The following is a 23,071-nucleotide window of genomic DNA, read 5'->3' on the forward strand; positions in this document are numbered from 1 at the left end:
TCAATCTGAGCCAGGATCAAACTCTTCAGTTTAATCTCTGTTACTTTGCCGTTTTACCGGCATGGCCGAACTATTTAACTAGTTCAAACCCCTCGCATTGCGAGGTGTTTGCTCACTCAAAAAACTGACAGGCTACTTCCGAAGAAGTATCCTATTTCATTATTTCTTGTGAACATTTGATATTTTAAGTTTTACGCTGCTTACGCAGCGCTGCACTTACATCAAATGCCCACACTTATCGACTGTTAATTGTTAAAGAACGGTATTCGGTACTGCTTATTTACTGCTCTCGCGCTATCGACAAAGCGTTGTGTTTGTCAGCTGCGAAGAAGGAAGATTATGAAGCGTTTGCAGCATTTCGTCAACCTTCTTTTTTACCTTGCTTTACTCGGCATTTGCATGCGTCGTTCAGCGAGGGGGCGAATTATAGCCCTGCACCGCGCGCGCCGCAAGCGCTATTTTTTGCACCAGATCAAAGGCAACAGGCCTGGCACCGCAATTGCTTATATGAACATATGCACCGGCCACCGGAGGAGCAACTCTGAGCCTGGCAGCAACATTGGGGATAGCCCGGTTTGCTTTGCTTTGCTCCCATCTGTGACAGGTGCTACATTATGGAACACTCTCGATATTCAAAAGAGCGCCGCAGTACAGGGCCCAACGGAGGCAACGAGATCATGTATCAACCGTCAGCTACTTACCGTAGCGCACCGTTTTCGTCCATTGCGGACGCGAACGTTTTACCGGCAGGACAAGACAACGTCCCCGTCATCATCGAAACGTCGCATCAGCGTTCAGTCGCCTTTGGCCTGTCGCCCACTGCCACGCCCGACTTTACGCCGGCCGGAAAATCCGACCTGTCCTTGCTGATTGAGCAAAACCGCATGCTGCACACGCACGCGCTGCCGGCGATGGAAACCCTGTACCAGCAAATCGTCAACACGCACAATATGGTGATTCTCACGGATGCCAACGGCGTCATCGTGCATTCGCTGGGCGACGATGATTTCCTGGAGAAAGCCAACCGCGTGGCCCTGCAGCCGGGCGTCGCGTGGTCGGAACAAAGCCGCGGCACGAATGCCATCGGCACGGCCATCACGGAAAAAGTACCGACCCTGGTCCATGCGGACCAGCATTACCTGGCCGCCAATCATTTCCTGACTTGCTCCGCGGCACCGATTACCGACCACCGGGGCAATGTCATCGGCGTGCTGGACGTCTCCAGCGACCAGCGCAGTTTCCACAAGCATACGATGGCCCTGGTGCGCATGTCGGCGCTGATGATCGAAAATCAACTGTTTTCCGCCACCTTCGAAGACGCCATCACCGTGCACTTCCACGCGCGCCCTGAATTCATTGGCACCTTGATGGAAGGCATTGCCTCGTTCACACCGGGTGGACGCTTTTTATCGGCCAACAAGAATGGTTTGTTCCAGCTGGGCCTGTCATTTGCCGCGCTTCAATCACATACCTTCAGTTCCCTGTTCGGCTTGCCCGTTTCCGCCCTGTACGATCATTACCGCACGGCCGCACCCGGTCTGCTGAACCTGTGCATGCACAGCGGCGTGCGCGTGTATGGTCGCGCACAGTTGCGCCTGTCCAATAGCGTCTTCCAGCACGGCTTTACCGCCAGCACCGACCATAGCGATATCAACGCCGTGCCGGCCCAGGTTCCCGCGTCGGCCAGCCATGCGGCCAACGCGGCGCGCCGCCTGTCCGGCCTGCGCTATCTGCGCACGGGCGATCCGCAGCTGGAACTGGTGATCGAAAAGGTCAACAAAGTATTAGGACGCGACATTCCCATCCTCGTCATGGGCGAAACGGGCACGGGCAAGGAATTGCTGGCGCAAGCCATTCACAACGACTCGCCGCGCGCCATGGGACCGTTTATTGCCGTCAATTGCGCCTCGATCCCGGAAACCCTGATCGAGTCCGAACTGTTCGGCTATGAAGATGGCGCCTTTACGGGGGCGCGCAAGAAGGGCGCCATCGGCAAGATTTTGCAAGCCAATGGCGGCACCCTCTTCCTCGATGAAATCGGCGACATGCCGTTTGGCTTGCAGGCGCGCCTGTTGCGCGTGCTACAGGAACGCATGGTCACGCCGCTGGGCAGCAGCAAATCGATCACCGTCAATGTGGAACTCATTTGCGCCACGAATCATAACTTGCGCGAACGCATGGCCAAGGGGTTGTTTCGCGAAGACTTGTATTACCGCCTGAATGGCCTGGTCGTCAAACTACCGCCGCTGCGCGAGCGCACGGACCTGGACACAGTCGTGAAAAAAATCCTCGCGACGGAAGCGCCCGACACGCGCTACACGGTGGCGCCCGACATCCTGCGCATGTTCCACCAGCATAAATGGCCGGGCAACTTCCGCCAGCTGACCAATCTGTTGCGCACGGCCATCGTCATGGCAGGCGACGAACATGAAATCTGCTTGCGCCACATGCCTGATGATTTCCTCGACGATATCGAGATGACGCAAGCGACTGCCGCCAGCGCCAGCACGGACCGCATGATCGCGGCCGGCGCCAACCTGGAAGAGATGGAGCAAAGCGTGATCCTCAAGTCGCTCGATGCCCACGGCGGCAACGTCTCGGCCACGGCGCGGGCCCTGGGCGTGTCGCGCAACACGATCTATCGCAAGGTGCCGCATCTGAAATAGCCTAAAGTAAACGGGAAAAGCCGGGCGACATCGCACGCCGGCCCTGCTTGTCGATGGTCATCAGGTCGACGCCCTCCATTTGCGCGGCCATCGCATGCGCACGTGCCGCGCCCATCACCATGAAGGTGGTCGACAAACCATCGGCCAGCAAACCCGTGGGCGCCAGCACGGTGACGCTGGCCAGTTCACGCGGCGAATCACCCCTCGCAGGGTCGAAGATATGGTGATGCACGAAGTCGGGCGTGAACGTGCATTCGTAATCGCCCGATGTGGCCACGCTGCGCCCCTCCACTGTCAGGGTGGCTGCCAGGATTTCCGCGTCGCGCGGGTCCTGGATGCCCAAGGTCCACGGGCGGCGCAGGGAACGCTGTCCCCGCGCAACGAATTCGCCCGTATCGAGCAGTGCATGCCGTATGCCGCGTGCCTGCACGGCAGCCAGCGCCATGTCCGCCGCATAACCTTGCGCCAGGCCATTCAAGGTCAGCGCCATGCCGGGCTGGAGAAAACGCACTTCGCGGCTATCCCACGCCAGGTGGCGCCAACCTACCCGCGCCTGCGCGGCACGGAGCAAGGTGTCCGTCGGCAAGCTGGCCTGGCCTGCCGCCGCGCGAAACAACTGCCACAAAGGTTGCACGGTGATATCAAACGCCCCATCGCTCCATTGCGACAAGGCTTGCGCCTGCGCCAGCACGGCCAGCAGGTGTGCATCCGGCCGCGCCAATCGGCCGTCACGGTTCAGCTGAAAGACTTGGCTGGCGGGACTGTAAATGCTCATCAGCCGGTCGATATTCCTGGCCGCGTGCAAGGCGTCTTCAATGGCCAGCTCGGCTTGACGCTGATCGTGGTGCAATACGGTGACGGCGATGGTCGTGCCAAACGCCAGCGCGGCGCCTTGATACGGACGCACGCCGGACGCCGTGACCGTGCCGCGCGCCATGCTGCCGGGCAAAGACAAACCCGCCATGCCGGCCACGCTGCCAATGGCTGCGGAAATAAACGTTCTACGCTGCATTGCTGCTCTCCTCTGCCGTGACCCTGACGATGGGGATGGTGCGGGCACGCTTGATTTCCAGCATCAAGGGCGCGCATTTTTCATCGCTGGCGTAAATCACCACGCAATCCATGCACTGGAAACACTCGCCATAATCGACTTTCCCGCTAGCCGCGATGGCGTGATGCTCGCAACGGTGGCGACAAGTCTGGCACGGCGTGCCGCATTCCTTGCGGCGCGGAATCCAGTTGAACAGACGAAACCTTCCCAGCAACGCCAGCGCCGCGCCAAACGGGCACAGATAGCGGCAAAAGAATTTATAGGACACACTGCTGAGCAGCAACAAGCCCACGGCATACGCGACGAAGGGCCAGGCGCGCACGAAGTTCAGGGTAATCGCCGTCTTGAACGGCTCCAGCTCCACCAGCTTGTCCGTGATCTGGCTGGAAAACACGCTGCTGCCAAGTATGGCCGCCAGCAAGCCATACTTTATCCATTTCAAGCGCCCATCGAGGCGCGGCTTGATCTTCCATTGAGGCAAGCGCAACCACTGGCCCAGCTTGCCCGTGAATTCCTGCAGGGCGCCGAACGGACACAGCCAGCCGCAAAACGTGCCGCGTCCCCAGATCAGCAGGCTGAGCAGGACGAACGCCCACAGGATCACCGTCATCGGATCGAACAGGAAAAAGCCCAGGCTGCGCCCCGCCAGCAGGGCCTGGATGACGCTCGTGATGTTGACGATCGATAACTGCCCCTGCGCGTAATAACCAACGAAGCCAATCGTAAACACCAGGAACAGGCGGCGGAACCAGACAAACTGGCGGCCATCGCGCACCAGGCGTTTCTGCCATGCCAATGCACCGGCCAGCAGCGCCAGCCCAGCCAGCAAGGTCAGCAACTCAGCCTTGCGGCTCTGCCACGTGCCGCGCCACGTGGCATCATCGCCTTGTGGCGCCGTATAAAACTCGGCCGGCAAGCGGTAGCTGACATCGACATTGCGCGCAATGCGTTCCGGATACACGATGCCCTTGCTGCGCGTGATCGGCAACGTGAACGCCAGCGGGCTGGCCGCATCGAGCCCCGCCTGGCTGATGACGCGCAAGACCGCGATATTTTCCGTCGGCAACGGCCCCGCATCCACCAACTGCAACTCCAGGTCCAGGTCGCGCATGTCGATGGGCAAGCCATCCTGCTTCAGCAACAGCCTGTCCGGCACCGTGCCACGCACGAAATCGTCGCCCAGCACGCTGTAGCGCCCACGCGACATGACGAGGATGGCGTGATCGCCCTCGTCCAACCGGTTGCGTAATTTGTTCCAGCTGCGCTCCGTCAACAGATTGCGCCCCACCGTGGGCACGGACACATAGGCCAGGTACAGGTCGATGAACACGCCATCGGGCTCACGCGTGGCTTCCACATCGAGTCCCGCGCCGGGACCGCCGGCGAACAAGGTTTCCACCTCCTTGTTACTCAGGCGCACATGCTGGATCAAGCCTTGTTCGAGCATCTGCGCCACGTCCAGCTTTTCGAACACGTCCATGCGGATGCGGGCGATCTGGTCCGGGTCGCGGCCTTGCGCGAAGCCGAGTTTTTTGCGCGACACTTTCAAGGCCGAGGCGAGCACGCTCTGGTTGATGATGCGCACGGAAGCCGTGGCCTTCGACACGCCATCGATATCGGCGTGGGTCGCATCTGGCGCGCGTTTCTTCTTGGCATCGATGGCGATGTTCTGTTTCAGCGACAAGCCCTGGTACTGTTTGACGAACTGAAACAAGGGCGCTTCGCCCAGGCCGTCGAGAAAGACGGGTTCGTGCTGCGACAGCACGGCCACGTCGAGAAAACTGCCTTGCGGATCGATGGCGATCAGCAGATTGACGGGAACGCCAGAAAAGCCGGGAATCGGCGCCAGGTCCACGGATTCAAACACGTAGCCGACCAGTTCGGTTGCCGTGGCGTTTTGCTTGAACAAGGGCCAGACGGGCAAGTCAGCGTCTTTCTCGCCCACCACCAGCGGCGCGGGGAAGCGCCGCGCCAGCTCGGCTTTGCTAAGCACGCCCGCCCACGCCTGCCCCAGAATGAACAGGAATAGCCAGCATCCGATGAACAAGCGCATTATCCGCATGCATTGTGCTCCGTGCGGCGCCGGGGATGCCGGCGCCGCGTTGATGAGTTAAAAGAAAATGATGCCGCCCAGGGACACGCCATTCATCTTCGCTTCGCCGCCCGCAAAGCCTTTCGAGCGCGTCTGGCCCAGCTCGCCCACCAGGGTGATCGCGCTGTTGAGCGAGTAGTACGCGCCCAGGGTCAGGTTGGCGTTCGACTTCAAGCCGCCCGTGCCAGCCGTATTGTCATCGTTCTTGCTGATGCCGTAGGACAATCCCAGTTTCAGCTTGTCCGTCGTCTTGTACGTGCCTTGCAGCAGCCAGTTCTTCGACTTGGTATCGCCCTGGTCCGCATCGGACAAGATGCCCAGCCCCTTGCCGCCCTGGAAGTTGACCAGCACGCCAGCCGGCCCCATCTGATACGAGCCGCCCACTTCCACGCCGCGCATGGTCAAGTCATCGACGCCAGGTGTTTTCGAGGTGAACTTTTGCGACTTCACGCCCAACCAGGCTTTCAAGCCGTCCTGCGCGTACGTTACTTGCGCCTGCACTTGCGGGCTCGACTTCGAAGAATAGGTCGAGCCTGCCACGATGGGCGTATCGGAAACGGGGCTGACCAGCGCCACGTCGACGCCAACGCCGCCCGACTTCGGCGAGCTGTACATGATCTGGCCATAGTTGCCCAGGTAGGTATAGCCGGCGCCGATATGGCCCAGGGTCACCCTGCCCCGCTGCGTCGCCTGCACCGGTGCGCCCGAGCCCAGCAAGGTCATGTCGGACAAAATCGCGTTCGCGCCGAAGATGCCATAGTCGCGGCCCAGCTTGAAGGTGCCCATGTGCTCATTGCCAAATGTAAAGAAGGCCTGGCGCACATCGACCACGCTGTTCTGGCTGATGGCGCTGTCGGTGGCCGTCGAGTTGTAGATGCCGATCAAGGCTTTCACGTCGTACTCGCCCAACCGCGAGCTTGCCGAGGTGATCAAACCATTCGGCAGCAAGCCGTTGCCGATCGTCGTGCGGTCCTTCTCGCCGCCGCAACCGAGCGCCTGGCCACCCAGCGCCAGCCCGCCCACGGCATCGCCCGAACACGACACTTGCGTGTAATACGCGTTGACGATGCCGCCCACCGACACCGTCCAGTCGCCAGCCTTGATATCGACGGCTTGCGCCTGTCCCATCGCTGCGATTGTCATGACACCCAGGCTCCCCAGCTTGCTCAATGTGTTCATTGCTTCTCCTCTTTCTTCTCTGTTTTTAGTGTGCACACCAGTGATTGATGTACCTCAAGCTTTGGCAATAAGCGTGCCCAGCAAGGCTCAGAGGGAGAAAGAGAGAAAGCGCATTTAACGTGTGCAACGGCGGATCAATCGCCACTGATAGTGTTCATTTTTTGACCGCGAGTTTGCATAGTGGGCGGCCAGGTAAACAAAAAACTGACGGCCTGGGCCGTCAGCAAAAAGAAAACATCCGGCGGACAGGGAGACACCCATCCGAGTGGCCCGGATGCTTCACCCCGTTACTTCGACGCCAGCTTGAAGACCCACACGGAACCGCCCTGCTCCAGGAAATTGACCTTCTTCGCCACTTCGCCGCCCCACAGCGGCACCGCGCCACCCCAGCCGGAAACGACGGCCACATATTGCGTGTCGCCATCCTGCCAGGTGACGGGCGGCGCCACGACGCCGGAGCCCGTCTGGAATTTCCACAGTTCCTTGCCCGTCTTCGCGTCGACGGCTTTCAGGAAACCTTCCGGCGTGCCGTAGAACACCAGGTTGCCCGCCGTGCTCATCACGCCACCCCACAGCGGCGCGTTGTTCTTGATTTCCCAGACGATCTTGCCCGTCTTCGGATCGACGGCGCGCATGGCGCCGATGTAGTCGTCAAACAAAGGCTTGATGGTGAAACCGGCGCCGAGGAAGGCGCCGCCCTTCTTGTAGCTGATCGGCTCGTTCCAGATATCCATGCCCCATTCGTTCGCGGGAACGTAGAACAGCTTGGTTTGCGGCGAGTACGCCATCGGCATCTGGTTTTTTGCACCGAGGAAAGCGGGTGCGGCAAACACGGTCGTGCCCTTCTTGCCTTCCTCGCCCTTGGTCGGGTCGCCAGGGCGGCCGGCGGGAATAAAGTTCGGCCGGCCCGTCTTCAGGTCGATGCTGCTGGCCCAGGTGATTTTCTTCACGAACGGAAAGGCATTCTGCAGCTTGCCCGTGTTGGCGTCGATCACGTAAAAGAAACCGTTGCGGTCGGCCTTGCCGCCGTAGCGCTTGCCATCCATGTCGAAGGTGACGAACTCGTTGGCGCCGTCGAAGTCCCAGGCATCGTTCGGCGTGTTTTGATACGCCCACTTGATCTGCCCCGTTTTCACGTCCAGCGCCACGGTGGACGACGAGTACAGATTGTCGCCGGGACGCAAGTGGCTATTCCATGGCGCCGGGTTGCCCGTGCCGAAATACGCGAGCCTGGTTTGCGGATCGTAGGTGCCGCCCATCCACGTCGAGGCGCCGCCCGTCTTCCACAGGTCGCCGGGCCACGTCTTGTTCGCCGTGCCGGACACGCCGTTGTCGATGGCCTTGCCATCCTTGTCGTAGCGGTGGCCCATATGGCCCTCCACCGTCGGACGGCTCCACACGAGGTCGCCCGTCATCGGGTTGCGCGCCTCGACCCGGCCCACGATGCCGAATTCCCCGCCCGACACGCCCGTCAGCAACAATCCTTCGGCGATCAGCGGCGCGGCCGTCATCGAATAACCAGCCGCGTAGTCATCGACTTTTTCCTTCCAGACGATCTTGCCCGTGTTCTGGTCCAGCGCCACCAGATAGGCATCGAGCGTGCCGAAAATCACCAGGTTGCCATACAGGGCCGCGCCGCGGTTGACCACGTCGCAGCAGGGCATGATGCCGTCCGGCAAGCGATGCTCATACTTCCACAGCTTGGCGCCCGTTTTCAGGTCGACGGCAAAGATGCGCGAATACGATGCCGTGACGAACATCTTGCCGTTGTGAATCAGCGGCTGCGATTCCTGGCCCCGCTGTTTTTCACCGCCAAACGAAAACGACCAGGCCGGCACCAGCTTGGCCACAGTCTTGTCATTGATCTGCGTCAGCGGCGAGTAGCGCTGCCCCTGCGTGCCCATGCCGAACGACAGCACGCTGGCCGGATTCTTCGCCGTGCTGTCGAGCATGGCGGTCGTGACATTGCCCACGTCGGCCGCCTGGGCCAGCGTGGCCATGCTCAAACCGACGAGTATCCCCATGATTTTTTTCTGCACAATCATCTCCCTCTGTTATTAGTATGTGTATATATCAGGTGCTGCCGTGGTCGCGCGGCTGCGCATGCAGCAAGGCGCACTCTTCGTCCGTGAACAGGCGCGAGCGCGTCAGGAAGCGCTTGCCCGTGCCGTTGTCGAGTGAAAACATGCCGCCATTGCCATCGACCACATCGATAATCAACTGGGTATGCTCCCAGTACGCGAATTGCTCGAGTCCCATGTAGAACGGTGTGCCATTCAAATTGCCGAGATAAATGTCGGTGTCGCTGACATCGAACTCGCCCAGCGCATAGCACATGGGCGCGCTGCCGTCGCAGCAGCCGCCCGACTGGAAAAACATCAGCGGGCCGTGACGCTGGCGCAATTTGTCCATCATGTCCAGCGCCGCATCGGTGGCGACCACCCTGGCAATTGCTGCACTCATGGCATCCCTTTCTGCGCGCCGCGCCCGATGAACAGGCGCGGCGCCTGTTGCCGGTTTAGAAGAAGCCCAGGGCTTTCGGGCTATAGCTCACCAGCAAGTTCTTCGTTTGCTGGTAGTGGTCGAGCATCATCTTGTGGTTTTCGCGGCCGATACCCGATTGCTTGTAGCCGCCGAACGCGGCGTGGGCTGGATACAGGTGGTAGCAATTGGTCCACACGCGGCCCGCCTGGATGGCGCGGCCCATGCGGAAGGCGCGCGAACCGTCACGCGTCCACAAGCCGGCGCCCAGGCCATACAAGGTATCGTTGGCAATCGCCAGCGCGTCGGCCTCATCCTTGAAGGTGGTCACGGACACGACGGGCCCGAAAATCTCTTCCTGGAAGATGCGCATCTTGTTATTGCCCTTGAACACCGTCGGAAGCACGTAGTAGCCGCCTTCCAGGTCGCCCGCCTGCGTGTTGCGCTCGCCGCCGGCCAGTACTTCGGCGCCTTCCTGGCGGCCGATGTCGAGGTAGGACAGGATTTTTTCCAGCTGCTCCTGCGACGCTTGCGCGCCGATCATGGTGGACGAGTCGAGCGGGTTGCCCTGTTTGATGGCGGCCACGCGTTTGAGGGCCCGTTCGATGAATTTTTCGTAGATCGATTCCTGGATCAGCACGCGCGATGGGCAGGTGCACACTTCGCCCTGGTTCAGCGCGAACATGGCAAAACCTTCCAGGCACTTGTCGAAATACTCGTCGTCCGCATCCATCACGTCTTCAAAAAAGATGTTCGGCGACTTGCCGCCCAGCTCCAGGGTGACGGGAATCAGGTTTTGCGCCGCATAACCCATGATCAAGCGGCCCGTGCCCGTTTCGCCCGTGAAGGCGATCTTGGCGATGCGCTTGCTCGACGCCAGCGGCTTGCCCGCTTCCAGGCCGAAACCGTTGATGATGTTCAGCACGCCCGGCGGCAGCAGATCGCCGATCAGCTCGACCAACACCATGATGGAAGCGGGCGTCTGTTCGGCCGGCTTCAGCACGACGCAATTGCCGGCGGCCAGGGCTGGCGCCAGTTTCCACACGGCCATCAGGATCGGGAAATTCCACGGAATGATCTGGCCCACGACGCCCAGCGGCTCGTGGTAGTGATAGGCATAGGTTTCCGCATCGATTTGCGCGACGGAACCTTCCTGGGCGCGGATGCAACCGGCGAAGTAACGGAAATGGTCGATGGCCAGCGGAATGTCGGCATTCATCGTTTCGCGGATCGGCTTGCCGTTGTCGATGGTTTCCGCCGTGGCGATCAGGCTCAGGTTCTGTTCGATGCGGTCGGCGATGCGGTTCAGGATATTGGCGCGCTCGGCAGGTGAGGTCTTGCCCCAGGCATCCTTGGCGGCATGCGCGGCATCGAGCGCCAGCTCGACGTCTTCCGCCGTGGAACGGGCGATTTCGCAAAACGGCAAGCCCGTGATGGGCGTGATGTTGGGGAAGTATTCACCTTTTACTGGTGCAACGAATTTGCCGCCGATGTAATTGTCATAGCGTTGTTTGAAGGGATTGGCGACGCCCAGTTTGCTGATGTCTGCGAGATTCATGTCGTCCTCTATCGGGTTAATTAGAATGGAACTGCGTTAATTAAAATCAAACGTCCTGGTACAGATGGGGTGAGTACACGGAGTCTTCCGCAAATGCCGTGCCAGCTCGCCGTCTCACGACAAATTTAGCCGGTTTTACCCTTGTTACAAGGGCGTGGCGTCAATCCCGGCGCGCTTTTCGGCGCATGCGCGGGGCATGAAAGGCAGGCGTTCGGCTGTTGGCGTTTTGAACAGGGTGGCGGCCTCCTGTTCCAATCCGGGCCAGCCCTGCTGCTGCGCCCCTGCGCCGCTGCACAATGGAACAGGTGTACCAGACTGGAACACCCGCTCCCGTATCACTACCGAATCACCACGCCCCATGGCAATTCGCCTACGGCAATATCGGCCACCTTCCGCGCGCTGGCCGTGTCGATCACGGACACGCTGTTCGAGCGGCCATTGGCCACGTACAGCTTGGCGCCGTCCGGCGTGATGGCCATATTCCACGGGCGCTTGCCGACGGCTATGGTGGCCGTCACCTTGTTGCTGGCCGTATCGATCACCATCACCGTGCCATCGATGCCATTCGAGACATATACTTGCTTGCCGCTGGGATGGACCACGATGCCATTCGCATTCTTGCCGGCTGGAATGGTGGCAATCGCCTTGCGCGCGGCCATATCGATCACGTAGACGGCGTTGACCAGTTCGCACGCCACGTAGGCGCGGCCCGAATCCGGACTGAAACCGATGCCGCGCGGACGCAATCCCACGGCGATGGACGCCACCTGCCGGCGTTGCGCCACATCGATGACATCGACTTGCTCGGCCTCCTCCGCGCTGACCAGCAGCCAGCGCCCATCCGGGCTGAAGACGGCATGTTCCGGATTGCGTCCCTGTACCTTGATGTCGGCGAGCAAGGTGCCCGACTGACCATCAAGCAAGGCCACGCTATTGTTTTCCTCGACGGCCACGGCCACGTGACTACCGTCTTGCGAGGCGCTGACGCCTTCGGGCGACTTGCCCAGCGTCACCGTGCGCACGGGCGCGCCGCCAGCGTTGTCGATCAGCAGCAAGGCGCTGCTGGCCGCGTCCGTGACAAACAATTGTCGTCCGGTGGGGTCGGCGGCGATGCCGCGCGGACGCTGGCCTGCCGCGATCTGGCGCAGGACCTGGTCGGTAGCCGTGTCGATCACGCTCAAGGTGCCCGATTTTTCATTGGGGACATAGGCAAACGGAGCGGCCAGGACGGCCGTGCTGGCAAGCGCAGGCAGCAGCCAGCACACCTGGCGCAAGCGCGAGAAGAAGTTGGGCATAATTACCTTTTCAATGGCAAAACGAGGGAAAGGCGCGCGGTAGCGGCGCCTCTGACAATTGCTGTATGCAAACGCCGTGCCACTGACACGCGTATAATTTCAGCCCACCAATGGAGACATGGCAGGCATATTGCTTGATACACCTACGCAGACCTGTACCGCGCACGCGATCAAGCAGGCTTTTATTCACATTGGAGAATCCGCATGCAACACCGTTTCCGCCTGAACACCATCGCCAGCCTGTTTGTCGCCGGCAGCGCCACCCTCGCCCCCCACGTCTTTGCCGCCGAGGCCGCAGATCCGGGCGCACAACTGATGGATACGGTGGTCATCAGCGGCAGCCGCATCGCCCACCCCAGCCAGGAAGTGCCGGCCTCGATCGACGTGGTCGACAGCGCCCGCATCCAGGAGGGTCAAATCCGCGTCAACGCGTCGGAAGCGCTGGCCGCCGTGCCGGGCCTGGTCGTGCAAAACCGCCAGAACTACGCGCAAGACTTGCAGATCTCGTCGCGCGGCTTCGGCGCCCGCTCGGCCTTCGGCGTGCGCGGCGTCAAGCTGATCAGCGATGGCATTCCCGCCAGCATGCCGGACGGCCAGGGCCAGGCCGCCACCTTCAACCTCGATACGGCCGAGCGCATCGAAGTGCTGCGCGGACCGTTTTCCGCCATCTACGGCAACCACTCGGGCGGCGTGATCCAGCTGTTTTCCAAGGATGGGCAAAATCCCCCGTCCGTCGAATTGAACGTGACGGGCGGCAGCTACGGCACCAGCAAGGTGGATCTGTCGGCACAAGGCCAGGCGGGCGGCATCGGTTACGTGCTCGACGGCTCGCGCTTCCGCACGGACGGCTTCCGCGACCACAGCGCCGCCACGCGCGAACAGGCGTTCGGCAAGATCACCGTCAAGCCGAATGCGGACAGCAAGCTGACCATCGTCGCCAACAGCCTGCATCAAGGCAATACGCAAGACCCGCTGGGCGTCACCTGGGCGACCTTTGCAGCAAACCCGCGCGCCGGCGAAATCGACACCACCGATACGCAAAACCCGAAGCGCACCCTGGCCGAGCGCTACAACACCCGCAAAAGCATCGACCACCAGCAGATCGGCGCCACCTACGAGCAATCGTTCGGCGATGACCGCCTGCACGTGATGGTGTATGGCGGCAACCGTGACGTGATCCAGTACCAGGCGTTTACCAAGGGTTTCCAGGCGCCAGCCAGCCATTCGGGCGGCGTGGTCGATTTCCAGCGCCAATTCTATGGCATCGACACCAACTGGCTGCACGTGAACCAGCTGGCTGGCGGCAAGCTGAGCACCACCATCGGCATCGACTATGGCCGCTCCAGCGATGACCGCACCGGCTATGAAAACTTCATCGGCAATAGCTTTGGCGTAAAGGGCAAGCTGCGCCGCGACGAACAGAACGTCGTGTCCAGCCTCGATCCGTATCTCCAGGCGGAATGGCAAGGCGGACCGTGGCAGCTGAGCGCAGGTGTGCGCTACAGCAAAATGAAAGTGGCGGTCGACGACCATTTCCTCAGCAACGGCAACGACAGCGGCAGCCTGGAGTTCAGCCACACGACGCCGGTGCTGGGCCTGCTGTACAAACTGACGCCGAACGTCAACGTCTACGTCAGCGCCGCGCGCGGCTTCGAAGCGCCCACCCTGAACGAACTGTTTTACTCGGGCACGGGCGGCGGCTTCAATTTCAACTTGAAGCCGGCCACCAGCACCAACCTGGAAGCGGGCGTCAAGGCCAGGATCAATAACAACACGCATGTGAACGCAGCCGTGTTCCAGATCAAGACCAATGACGAGCTGGTGGTCGACAAGTCCAGCGGCGGGCGCACCAGCTACCGCAATGCGGGTAAAACCTTGCGCCAGGGCATGGAAGTGTCGCTGGATTCGAACCTGCCGTATGGCTTCACGACCAAAGTGGCGCTGACCAGCCTGCACGCCGTGTATGACCAGGCGTTTGGCAACGTGCGCGAAGGCAGCCGCTTGCCGGGCGTGCCCAGCGCCAACCTGTTCGCGGAACTGGCCTGGAAAGATACATTCGACCGTGTTGGCGCGGCGCTGGAAAGCGTGGCCAGCAACCAGGTATATGCGGAAGACAGCAACATCGAAAAACCGGCGCCCGGCTACACGGTGTTTAACGCGCGCGTGAATGCCAAGCAAAGCGTGGGCAACTGGCGCTTCAAGGAATTTGCCCGTCTGAACAATCTTTTTGACAAGACCTACGTGGGCTCCGTCATCGTCGGCGACAGCAACAAGCGCTACTATGAAGCGGCGCCGGGACGTAACTGGTTGCTGGGTGTCAGTGCCATGTATTCCTTCTAATTAAAAAGCCCGCGCATCGGAAGATGCGCGGGCTTTTTAACGAGAGCAAGCCAAGTCAGGGCCGTGCTTCCTTCACCCCATATTTCTCGAAGATGGCTTTCAATTCGCCGCTGGCCGCCATCTCGTTCATGGCCGCCTGCAGCAACTTGGCCACGTCCAGCTGCTGGCGGCTGACGGCCAGGCCCACGGCCCAGCCGGCACGCGGCAAGCGGGAGAACGCCACTTCGCTCAAGGGGAAAGCGGGATCGCTTTTCAGCACCGATTCGATTTCCGAACGATTCGCCAGCACGGCGTCGAGCTGGCCCGCCTGCAATTGCTGCAAGGCTTCGGCGGCCGTGTCGAAGATGCGCACGTCGTCACGGTATTTGCCATTGTCTTCGCCCAGCATCAGCATGGCCGCGATCGACACTTTTTCCACGCCGACGCGCTTGCCCGCCAGCGAAGCGACGCCATCGAATTGCGGCACGGCCTGCGCGCTGCGCGCCAGGCGCACGGTTTCCACGTAATACGGGGCGAAGATCTCGACCTTGTCGTTATCCGCCATCAACTTCTTGTCGACCGGCACATGCAGCATCACGTCGGCGGGACCATAGCCGAGGTAATGGCCCTTCCACACCATATTGCGCAAGTCATCGTTGAGGTTTTCGCCGGCGGGAAATGGCAGCAAGCTCAATTTCAGCCCCAGCTTTTTCGCCAATGCTTCGGCGATGTCGATATCGATGCCCGTGCCCTTGTCGGAAAACGGCGCGAACTCGTTGTACACAGCCACTTTCAGGCTGCCCGACTGCTGTACTTTCTGCCAGTCGGCGCGCGCCGGCGCGGCCGCGCACAGCGCCAGGCAGGCGAGCGAGATCATCGCGCGCGCGCCCCGGAGTTGAAATGAACGCATGGGACTCCTTCTTGATCAATCGGATCAGTTAGACTCGCGGCGGGTTTCCAGATAGGTCTTGATGGCCCACATGGCTTCCTGATTGAACACGCCCTCGAACGGCGGCATGTACACGGCGCCATTGCGTACTTTCCCGTGGCGTATGGTGGTCAGATAATAATTATCCGTCTCCTTGTAGCAAGCCTGTTTCTTTGTCTCATTCTTGATACTGAAGCAATCGCGGTCCAGCTGGCGCAAGTCCGGCGCGATGCCGCCCGAGATGGCTTCGATGCCGTGGCAGCGCGCGCAATTCTGGTTGTAGGCCGAGGTGCCCACGGTCAAGGCCAGTTTATTGCCCCGATACGGATTTTGTTCCAGCCACTTGTCGCCCACCTTGGGCAAGCCCGTGGTGTCGACGCCTTGCGGCGTGACGTTGCCGTGCGCATAGGCATGCGGCAAGGTCAGCAGGGAAGTGAGGGCAACGGCGCCCGCGGCCGCCACGCCGAGCAGGGTACGAATGGAATAGGTCATGCTGGTCTCCTTGGTTTTTTAGTGAATATCCAAGAGGAGCAAATGCCATGCCATGCGCAGATACCCCTGATCCGGCGGGTCGTGTATCAATTTGGAACAGCTGCAACAGTAATATGTGTCACCGCGCGCATCAGGCGGCGGCCACCGTGCAGATGCTGCTTCGCGCCTGCTGCTCGAAAGTGATACGCACGGGCAAGAATCGGCCAATCACCTCGGCATTCGTCAGCGCGTGCTGCGACACCTTGTTGCAGCTGAAGGCACCACCGCCCGCCAGCGCCATCGGCAGCAAGAGCTGGTCGGCCAGGTGCTCGCCGACGGCCGCGTCCGACTTGAGATAGGCGCGCACCTCGTTCAACAGGCGCTTGGCCACCGATTCGGCCAGCAAGGACTTTTCGCCGAAAGAAGTGAACACTTCCGTGACATGCTCATGCTCGAGTGTCAGCAACAGGACATTGCCCGGTCCCTGCTCCGCCGGCAAGCCGACGAGGCGCAGCTGCTTGCCGCTCCAGCCCATGCCGTCGGCGACGCGCTCGAGCTCGCGCTGCGCCACGTTCACGTGCACGCCCGCCACCACGCTTTCCGCATACCCCGCCGTGCGCTCGCCGCGCTGCAGCAGTTGAATCGGCCGCAAGCGCTGGCACGGTTGCACGGTGGCCACCACCTCGCCGCCGCCTGCGGGATGAAAGCCGTAGCGCAGCAGCTCGATCTGCATGTCGGCCCCCATCTGCTGCAGGATGCGGCCATACGCGCGCTGCAGGAAATGCACGGATGGCGCCATGGCATTGTGCGTGCCGCCGCTGATGCGCACGGTGGACGGCCCATCCGCATGCAGCAGGGCCGGCAGCAAGGTTTGCAATACCAGGGTGCAGCTGCCGGCGCTGCCGATGGCGAAGCGGTAATCGCCACCGCGCAGGGGGCCAGGCACGAATTCCAGGCTCGATGCGCGCAGCGCCACCGGCGTCGTGCGCGCCCCGCACATGGCGGTCGCCGCCTGCACGGCCAGCAAATGCTGGCGCAGCAAGCCGGGCTTTTCCCGCCCCGCACGGATATTCGTCAGCCGGAATGGCTGTCCCGTGATCATCGACAGGCTCAGCGCCGAGCGCAAAATCTGTCCGCCGCCCTCACCTTGCGCTCCATCTATTTCTATCATCTCTGCTTTCTCTCTTATCCTTTGACGCAGACCACCTGCTTCAATATATGCACCACATCGACCAGCTCGCGCTGCGCCAGCATCACCGCATCGATATCCTTGTAGGCCATCGGGATCTCATCGATTACGTTTTCATCCTTGCGGCATTCCACGCCTTGCGTGGCGCGGATCTGGTCATCCAGGCTGAAACGCCGCTTCGCTTCCGTGCGGCTCATCGTGCGTCCCGCACCGTGGCTGCAGCTATGGAAACTCTCCGCATTGCCCTTGCCGCGCACGATAAAACTCTTCGCGCCCATGGAACCGGGAATGATCCCCAGCTCGCCGGCGCGGGCCGACACGGCGCCCTTGCGCGTGACCAGCACATCCTTGCCGAAGTGGTGCTCCTTCTGCACATAGTTATGGTGGCAGTTGACGGCTTCCACGTGCGTCTGGAACGGTTTATGGATGACCGTGCGCACGGCGGCGATCAGGTTCTGCATCATCACTTCGCGGTTGTTGCGCGCAAAGCGCTGCGCCCAGCCCACCGCCTCCACGTAATCGTCGTAATGCTGCGTGCCCTCGGCCAGGTAGGCCAGGTCCTGGTCGGGCAGGTTGATGAAGTGGGTGCGCATATCCTGCTTGGCCAATTCGATGAAATGCGTGCCGATGGCATTGCCCACGCCGCGCGAGCCGGAATGCAGCATGAACCACACGGAACCCTGTTCGTCGAGGCAGACTTCGACGAAGTGGTTACCGCTGCCCAGCGTTCCCAGGTGGCGATAATTGTTCGTGTTTTTCAGCTTCGGCGTTTTCAGGCAGATCGCCTCGAATTCATCCTTCAATTGCAGCCAGGCCGCATCGACCACCGAGGGTGGCGTATGCCAGGAACCTTCGTCGCGGCCACGCTGGCCGCCGCGCGTCTTGGGCGACATTCCGTGCGGAATGGCGCGCTCGATGGCGCTGCGCAGCGGTCCCAGATTATCGGGCAAATCATTCGCCGTCAGCGTGGTTTTCGCCGCCATCATGCCGCAACCGATATCCACGCCCACCGCCGCCGGGATCACGGCACCCAGAGTAGGAATCACGCTGCCGATGGTCGACCCTTTACCCAGGTGGACGTCGGGCATGACGGCGATATGCTTGTAGATGAACGGCAGGGTCGCCGTGTTGCGCAATTGTTTTTTTGCCGCTTCTTCGACAGGCACGCCACGGGTCCACATTTTCACGGGACGGCTGCCTTCGGTATGCAGGACGTCGTATTCTTCTTTCTTCATCGCTTCTCTCATTTTCAATTGTAATCAGTACGACAACCCGACAAGGAGGGACAGGATTTTCTGGCGGCGCAGTGCGCACGCCAGGCCGGTTTGACGCGGCTGATCGATGTAATCCTGTCTGCATTCGGGGCACTGCGGCGCATGACAAGGCTGGACAGGACGTCTCTTATGTAGTCTTGTCCGCATTCATGCGCTTTACTTCAACAACCGGTTGCCGCGATATCGATGGCGGCGATTTCTCCCATCCAGTGGGCGGAGTCCAGCTGGCCGGCGGCAAAGGCGGCGATGATCTTGAAGACGTCATCGGAAAAACCGCCGATATTCAGGATATCCTCGCATTCCATCGCCTGCGTCGTGGCATGCGGCGCAATATCGATGCACACCAGTTTCGCCTGCGGATTGCGCTGCTTGAACACCGGCCACTGTCCCATCGTCGCCGTGGCGCCGCTGCGTTTCGCATCGATCCACGATTCGTTATCGGACACATAAATCACCAGGTCGGCCAGCTCCTTCTTGCTGTTCATGCGCATCAGCGGCGCGCTGCAATTGGTGCCGCCGCCACCGATGGCCGCCAGCCTGGCCGCGTTGCTCATCACGCTGTCATCCGCAACCAGCCCGCACGTCACGACGCTGTGCTCGAACGGCAGCAGCATGGCATCCGGGTTCTTGCGCAGCATGGCCGCCGCCACCAGCGCCGCCACGTCGATGCAGCGCACGCTCGAGGTGGCGCTGCCGCGAAAACCGCTGACGGGCGACGACATTGAGCCGGAAACGTCGGGGCAGACCACCACCCTGCCAGCGATCCGGGGCACGTTCGCCAACGCTGTTTCCAGCGCCTGCTCGAGCGCATCGCGCACGATGGCCGGCACGCTCTCGCCGGCCGCCAGGTACGCGGACAGCAGCTGATACGGAAACACCCGTGCCCGGCCAATCGCCTCGGGATCGCGCAGCTTGGCCGCGATCAGTTCCGGCATGCCGGCTATCGCATACACGCCGTGACGCCCAAAGGTGTTCAGATTCATGCGCACCATCTGCCAGCTGCCCTGGCGGGCGATCTGCGCCCAATCCTGCGCGCTCAAGGACAGCGCCGTCAGCATCTGGAACGGCACCTCCGGTATCGCTTGCGAAGGATCCGCCTTGTAGGCCTCGAACGCGGCCAGCGCCGGCGGCAGCGCCCTGGCGTCGTAGGGCTTGCCGATCAGCCAGGCAAAGAATGCCTCCCGCCACGCTTCCTGCGGTTTCGGATGCACCATCTTCACCACGTCGGCCAGCGAAGGCGCATTGCCCACGGCGGCGGCCAGCAAGGCCTGTTCCGTAGCGCTGTTCAGCCATGCCTGCACAAGTTTTTTCGGACGCGATCCCAGCGACTTGCGTCCGACGGCGCCCGAACGCATGATCTGCACGAAGTTGCGCAGCATCTTGCCGTTGTTGATGACACGCCGGAATGCCGGTGCGCATTGCGCAGCGCCCTGCGCCGCCAGCACGGCCACCAGCAAGGCCGGCATGTCTTTCATGTAGCCCCGTTCGCGGCAGTACACGGCCGTCTGCGCAATGAAGGCCGGCTCGACCGCCTGGCACAGCTCGATTACTGTTGCCAGTTGCGCTTCGGCGCTGGCATAAAACGTCGTGTTCAGGCAGCCGGTGGCCGCGTATTGCGCCAGCTGATGCCGCGGCGTCAGCGCATAGGCTGGCGCGCCTTCCGCATTGCGCGCCAAGGCCGCTGGCAAGGTTCCTGTCTGTTGCGCGCTCTGGAATAACTGGGCGTTGGCCATTTTTCCTTCCTCTCTGCTCTCTACGTTTATCTCGTTGCTATCTCCTCTATTGCAAGCGCTGTGCCAGCTTTCAATATTTCCTCAAAAATTTCCATAACCAATTGATTTCATTAAATAATATTTTCACGCTAGCTGTGCACTGAAAATATCCGTGTCGTGGCGATTTGGAATACAATTATCTTTTAAGATAAATATTTATCCCAACCATGCAGGCAAAACGTACCGTCGTCATCGGCTTTCTCGGCACGCAGCTCGACAATGGCAGGGGAGCGGCACGCTGGGAAAAGTGGCGCCCAAGCATCGCCCTGACCCAGCACGAAGACAAGATCATCGACCGTTTCGAGCTGCTGTACGCAGGCAGCCAGTTTGACAACCTGGTTCGCCAGGTATCGCAGGATATCGCCAGCGTCTCGCCTGAAACGAGGCTGATCGCCCATGAACTGCCCATCAGCGATGCCTGGGACTTCGAGAATGTGTATGGCGCCCTCTACGATTTTGCCAACAGCTATCCCTTCGATCCGGACAAGGAAGACTACTGGATCCACATCACCACCGGCAGCCACGTGGTGCAGATCTGTATGTTCCTGATGACGGAAGCGCGCTATTTTCCGGGCCGTCTCGTGCAAACGTCGCCGCCGAAGCGTCAGGCCTCTGGCAATCCCGGCAGCTACGCATTGATCGACCTCGATCTGTCGCGCTACGACCAGATAGCCCAGCGTTTTACGCGCGAGCAGGCCGAAGGCGTGGCCTTCCTGAAGTCCGGCATCGCCACGCGCAATGCGAAGTTCAACGCCATGATCGATGAAATCGAGCGCGTCGCCATCAAATCGAAAGCCCCCATGCTGTTGATGGGACCGACCGGCGCCGGCAAATCCTTCCTCGCGCGCCGCGTGTATGAACTGAAAAAGTCGCGCCACCAGATCGATGGCAAATTCATCGACCTCAATTGCGCCACCCTGCATGGCGATGGTGCCGCCTCCACCTTGTTCGGCCATATCAAAGGGGCATTTACGGGGGCGGGCTCGGATCGACCCGGCTTGCTGCGCAGCGCGCACAAGGGCTTGTTGTTTCTCGATGAAATCGGTGAACTGGGGCTCGACGAGCAGGCGATGCTGCTCAAAGCCATCGAAGAAAAGCGCTTTTTCCCCGTCGGCGCCGATACGGAAGTGCAAAGCGACTTCCAGCTGATCGCCGGCACCAACCGCGACCTGGGCAAGGAAGTGGCGGCCGGCCGCTTCCGCGAAGACCTGTATGCGCGCATTAATCTGTGGACCTATGCATTGCCAGGCCTGGCGCAGCGGCCGGAAGACATCGAACCGAACCTGGAATACCTGCTGGCACAATATGGTGCCGAGACCGGCGAACGCGTGCGCTTCAACAGGGAGGCACGTGAGCGTTTCTTGCGCTTTGCCACCGCGCCGTCGGCCGCCTGGAGCGGCAATTTCCGCGATTTGTCGGCCGCCGTCACGCGCCTGGCCACCTTGTCGGAAGCTGGCCGCATCACGGATGGCGTGGTCGACGAGGAAATCAGGCGCCTGAAACGGCTATGGCAGCATCATGACAAGCCTGCCGGGGGCATGGAAATCGATCTGGCCGATATCATGGGAAGCGAGGCAGCCGCGCAGCTTGACCTGTTTGATGCGCTGCAGTTGCAGGCCGTGATCAAGGTCTGCCGGCAATCGCACAATATGTCCGATGCGGGCCGCACCCTGTATGCCATATCGCGCGCGGCGAAAGCCAAACCGAACGATGCCGACAGGCTCAAGAAATACCTGGCCCGCTTTACCCTCGACTGGGATAAAGTGTCCTCAAGCAACTAAGAAGAGAGAACGATGATTCCAGAAGATACACGAGTAGAAATCATGCGCCGCCTTGCGACCGTGGAAGAGAAGGAAGGCGTGCGGATTTTAATGGCGATTGAATCAGGCAGCCGGGCCTGGGGTTTTTGCCTCGCCGAACAGCGATTTCGATGTGCGCTTCATTTATGCGCGTCCACAGGACTGGTACCTGAGCGTCGACCTGGAAGACAAGCGCGATGTGATCGAATATCCGATCGTCGATGAAATCGACTTGAATGGGTGGGATGTACGCAAGGCGCTGCAGCTCTTCTGGCGCTCCAATCCTGCCGTCATCGAGTGGATACAGTCGCCGATTCAATATATGGAAAAGGACGGCTTCAGGACGGGCATCCAGGCCTTGCTCGATACCATCTACACCTTGGAAAAGGGAATTTATCATTACCGCAGTATGGCCAAGACGAATTACCGCGGCTACCTGATGGCGGACATGGTCCCCTTGAAGAAGTATTTTTATGTCTTGCGCCCCCTGCTGGCCACGCGCTGGATCGAAACCTATCGCAGCGCGCCACCCATCGAATTTTCGGCTCTATTGCACCTGCTGCCCAAGGAAGAAGGTTTGTTGGAGGATATCCATATCCTTCTCGAGCGCAAAAAGGTCGCGCTGGAAAAAGAGCTGGCGCCACGCATCGATAAACTCAATGTCTTCATTGAAGCAGAGTTGGCCAGGCTGGAGCACTTCAGTGTGGAAAAGGAAGAAAAATCCGGGGGCATGGAGGCGTTGAACCAGCTGTTCCGCCAGGTGTTACAGGAAAACTGAGCGTCAACCAGCAAAGGCAGCGCACAGCGCTGCTTTTTTTCATCTACTGAACAGCCGGGGTCAGACCCTCAATGCCGCTAACGCAAAGGTCATTGCTTGAGGCTCACACTAAAACCAGCAGACGTAAAAAAACCCCAACCGGATCACCGGAAGGGGTTTTTTCGAATAACAAGCCTGACGATAACCTACTTTCACACTGGTTGCAGCACTATCATCGGC

Annotated in this window: 16 protein-coding genes; 4 read left to right on the forward strand and 12 right to left on the reverse strand. The window is 60.6% G+C overall.

Features of this window, described 5'->3' with window-relative positions:
- The first annotated feature begins 677 nt into the window (after positions 1-677).
- Positions 678-2,666, forward strand: coding sequence for a sigma-54-dependent Fis family transcriptional regulator (locus tag J0O65_RS25210; RefSeq protein ID WP_226939865.1), 1,989 nt, complete (start codon positions 678-680; stop codon positions 2,664-2,666).
- A gap of 1 nt (position 2,667) precedes the next feature.
- On the opposite strand, the gene J0O65_RS25215 is transcribed toward J0O65_RS25210, so the two are convergent.
- The 7 genes from J0O65_RS25215 to J0O65_RS25245 form a co-directional block, all read right to left on the reverse strand.
- The gene (locus tag J0O65_RS25215; RefSeq protein WP_215409911.1) at positions 2,668-3,678 is read right to left on the reverse strand and encodes an FAD:protein FMN transferase; all 1,011 of its coding nucleotides are present in this window, start codon (positions 3,676-3,678) and stop codon (positions 2,668-2,670) included.
- Positions 3,668-5,710 carry a 4Fe-4S binding protein gene (locus J0O65_RS25220; protein WP_353056245.1) on the reverse strand — a complete coding sequence of 681 codons (2,043 nt, stop codon included), beginning with the start codon at positions 5,708-5,710 and terminating at the stop codon, positions 3,668-3,670. Before J0O65_RS25220 ends, J0O65_RS25215 begins: the two co-directional genes overlap by 11 nt.
- 117 nt (positions 5,711-5,827) lie before the next feature.
- On the reverse strand, positions 5,828-6,988 hold the full coding sequence (locus tag J0O65_RS25225) for a porin (RefSeq protein ID WP_251373987.1): 1,161 nt from the start codon (positions 6,986-6,988) through the stop codon (positions 5,828-5,830).
- A gap of 287 nt (positions 6,989-7,275) precedes the next feature.
- The gene (locus J0O65_RS25230; protein WP_502793595.1) at positions 7,276-8,988 is read right to left on the reverse strand and encodes a PQQ-dependent methanol/ethanol family dehydrogenase; all 1,713 of its coding nucleotides are present in this window, start codon (positions 8,986-8,988) and stop codon (positions 7,276-7,278) included.
- A gap of 73 nt (positions 8,989-9,061) precedes the next feature.
- Positions 9,062-9,451 carry a DUF779 domain-containing protein gene (locus J0O65_RS25235; RefSeq protein ID WP_215409913.1) on the reverse strand — a complete coding sequence of 130 codons (390 nt, stop codon included), beginning with the start codon at positions 9,449-9,451 and terminating at the stop codon, positions 9,062-9,064.
- A gap of 55 nt (positions 9,452-9,506) precedes the next feature.
- Positions 9,507-11,027, reverse strand: a complete 1,521-nt coding sequence (adh, locus tag J0O65_RS25240; protein ID WP_215409914.1) for an aldehyde dehydrogenase — start codon at positions 11,025-11,027, stop codon at positions 9,507-9,509.
- A gap of 338 nt (positions 11,028-11,365) precedes the next feature.
- The gene (locus J0O65_RS25245) at positions 11,366-12,322 is read right to left on the reverse strand and encodes a beta-propeller fold lactonase family protein (RefSeq protein ID WP_215409915.1); all 957 of its coding nucleotides are present in this window, start codon (positions 12,320-12,322) and stop codon (positions 11,366-11,368) included.
- A gap of 204 nt (positions 12,323-12,526) precedes the next feature.
- Between J0O65_RS25245 and J0O65_RS25250 the strand changes: the two genes are divergently transcribed.
- Positions 12,527-14,662: a TonB-dependent receptor family protein gene (locus J0O65_RS25250; protein ID WP_215409916.1), complete on the forward strand. Its 2,136-nt coding sequence runs from the start codon at positions 12,527-12,529 to the stop codon at positions 14,660-14,662.
- Between the two features lie 55 nt (positions 14,663-14,717).
- Here the strand turns inward: J0O65_RS25250 and J0O65_RS25255 are convergent, their stop codons facing one another.
- The 5 genes from J0O65_RS25255 to J0O65_RS25275 all read right to left on the reverse strand — a co-directional run bounded on the left by J0O65_RS25255 (position 14,718) and on the right by J0O65_RS25275 (position 20,236).
- Positions 14,718-15,551, reverse strand: a complete 834-nt coding sequence (locus tag J0O65_RS25255) for a substrate-binding periplasmic protein (protein ID WP_251373988.1) — start codon at positions 15,549-15,551, stop codon at positions 14,718-14,720.
- Between the two features lie 24 nt (positions 15,552-15,575).
- Complete coding sequence (gene pedF / locus J0O65_RS25260; RefSeq protein ID WP_128140523.1) at positions 15,576-16,061, reverse strand: cytochrome c-550 PedF; 486 nt, start codon at positions 16,059-16,061, stop codon at positions 15,576-15,578.
- Between the two features lie 130 nt (positions 16,062-16,191).
- A complete protein-coding gene (gene rtcA, locus J0O65_RS25265; protein ID WP_215409917.1) occupies positions 16,192-17,211 on the reverse strand; it encodes an RNA 3'-terminal phosphate cyclase in 1,020 nt (339 codons plus the stop codon).
- 14 nt (positions 17,212-17,225) lie between these two features.
- Positions 17,226-18,464, reverse strand: a complete 1,239-nt coding sequence (locus J0O65_RS25270) for an RtcB family protein (protein WP_215409918.1) — start codon at positions 18,462-18,464, stop codon at positions 17,226-17,228.
- Between the two features lie 200 nt (positions 18,465-18,664).
- Positions 18,665-20,236, reverse strand: a complete 1,572-nt coding sequence (locus J0O65_RS25275) for a vWA domain-containing protein (protein ID WP_215409919.1) — start codon at positions 20,234-20,236, stop codon at positions 18,665-18,667.
- A 206-nt stretch (positions 20,237-20,442) separates the two neighbouring features.
- Between J0O65_RS25275 and rtcR the strand changes: the two genes are divergently transcribed.
- Both rtcR and J0O65_RS25285 read left to right on the forward strand, forming a co-directional pair.
- A complete protein-coding gene (gene rtcR, locus J0O65_RS25280) occupies positions 20,443-22,056 on the forward strand; it encodes an RNA repair transcriptional activator RtcR (protein ID WP_215409920.1) in 1,614 nt (537 codons plus the stop codon).
- Between the two features lie 97 nt (positions 22,057-22,153).
- Positions 22,154-22,852 (forward strand): nucleotidyltransferase domain-containing protein, encoded by a 699-nt coding sequence (locus tag J0O65_RS25285; RefSeq protein WP_251373989.1) that lies wholly within the window; start codon positions 22,154-22,156, stop codon positions 22,850-22,852.
- Positions 22,853-23,071 lie beyond the last annotated feature (219 nt).

The sequence above is a fragment of the Janthinobacterium sp. JC611 genome (assembly GCF_018682595.1).
Taxonomy (GTDB): Bacteria; Pseudomonadota; Gammaproteobacteria; order Burkholderiales; family Burkholderiaceae_D; genus Janthinobacterium.

Coding starts and splice junctions, on each gene's coding strand:
- J0O65_RS25210 (WP_226939865.1), top strand. CDS start 678: ATGTATCAACCGTCAGCTACTTACCGTAGCGCACCGTTTTCGTCCATT.
- J0O65_RS25215 (WP_215409911.1), bottom strand. CDS start 3,678: ATGCAGCGTAGAACGTTTATTTCCGCAGCCATTGGCAGCGTGGCCGGC.
- J0O65_RS25225 (WP_251373987.1), bottom strand. CDS start 6,988: ATGAACACATTGAGCAAGCTGGGGAGCCTGGGTGTCATGACAATCGCA.
- J0O65_RS25230 (WP_502793595.1), bottom strand. CDS start 8,988: ATGGCCACGCTGGCCCAGGCGGCCGACGTGGGCAATGTCACGACCGCC.
- J0O65_RS25235 (WP_215409913.1), bottom strand. CDS start 9,451: ATGAGTGCAGCAATTGCCAGGGTGGTCGCCACCGATGCGGCGCTGGAC.
- adh (WP_215409914.1), bottom strand. CDS start 11,027: ATGAATCTCGCAGACATCAGCAAACTGGGCGTCGCCAATCCCTTCAAA.
- J0O65_RS25245 (WP_215409915.1), bottom strand. CDS start 12,322: ATGCCCAACTTCTTCTCGCGCTTGCGCCAGGTGTGCTGGCTGCTGCCT.
- J0O65_RS25250 (WP_215409916.1), top strand. CDS start 12,527: ATGCAACACCGTTTCCGCCTGAACACCATCGCCAGCCTGTTTGTCGCC.
- J0O65_RS25255 (WP_251373988.1), bottom strand. CDS start 15,551: ATGCGTTCATTTCAACTCCGGGGCGCGCGCGCGATGATCTCGCTCGCC.
- pedF (WP_128140523.1), bottom strand. CDS start 16,061: ATGACCTATTCCATTCGTACCCTGCTCGGCGTGGCGGCCGCGGGCGCC.
- rtcA (WP_215409917.1), bottom strand. CDS start 17,211: ATGATAGAAATAGATGGAGCGCAAGGTGAGGGCGGCGGACAGATTTTG.
- J0O65_RS25270 (WP_215409918.1), bottom strand. CDS start 18,464: ATGAAGAAAGAAGAATACGACGTCCTGCATACCGAAGGCAGCCGTCCC.
- J0O65_RS25275 (WP_215409919.1), bottom strand. CDS start 20,236: ATGGCCAACGCCCAGTTATTCCAGAGCGCGCAACAGACAGGAACCTTG.
- rtcR (WP_215409920.1), top strand. CDS start 20,443: ATGCAGGCAAAACGTACCGTCGTCATCGGCTTTCTCGGCACGCAGCTC.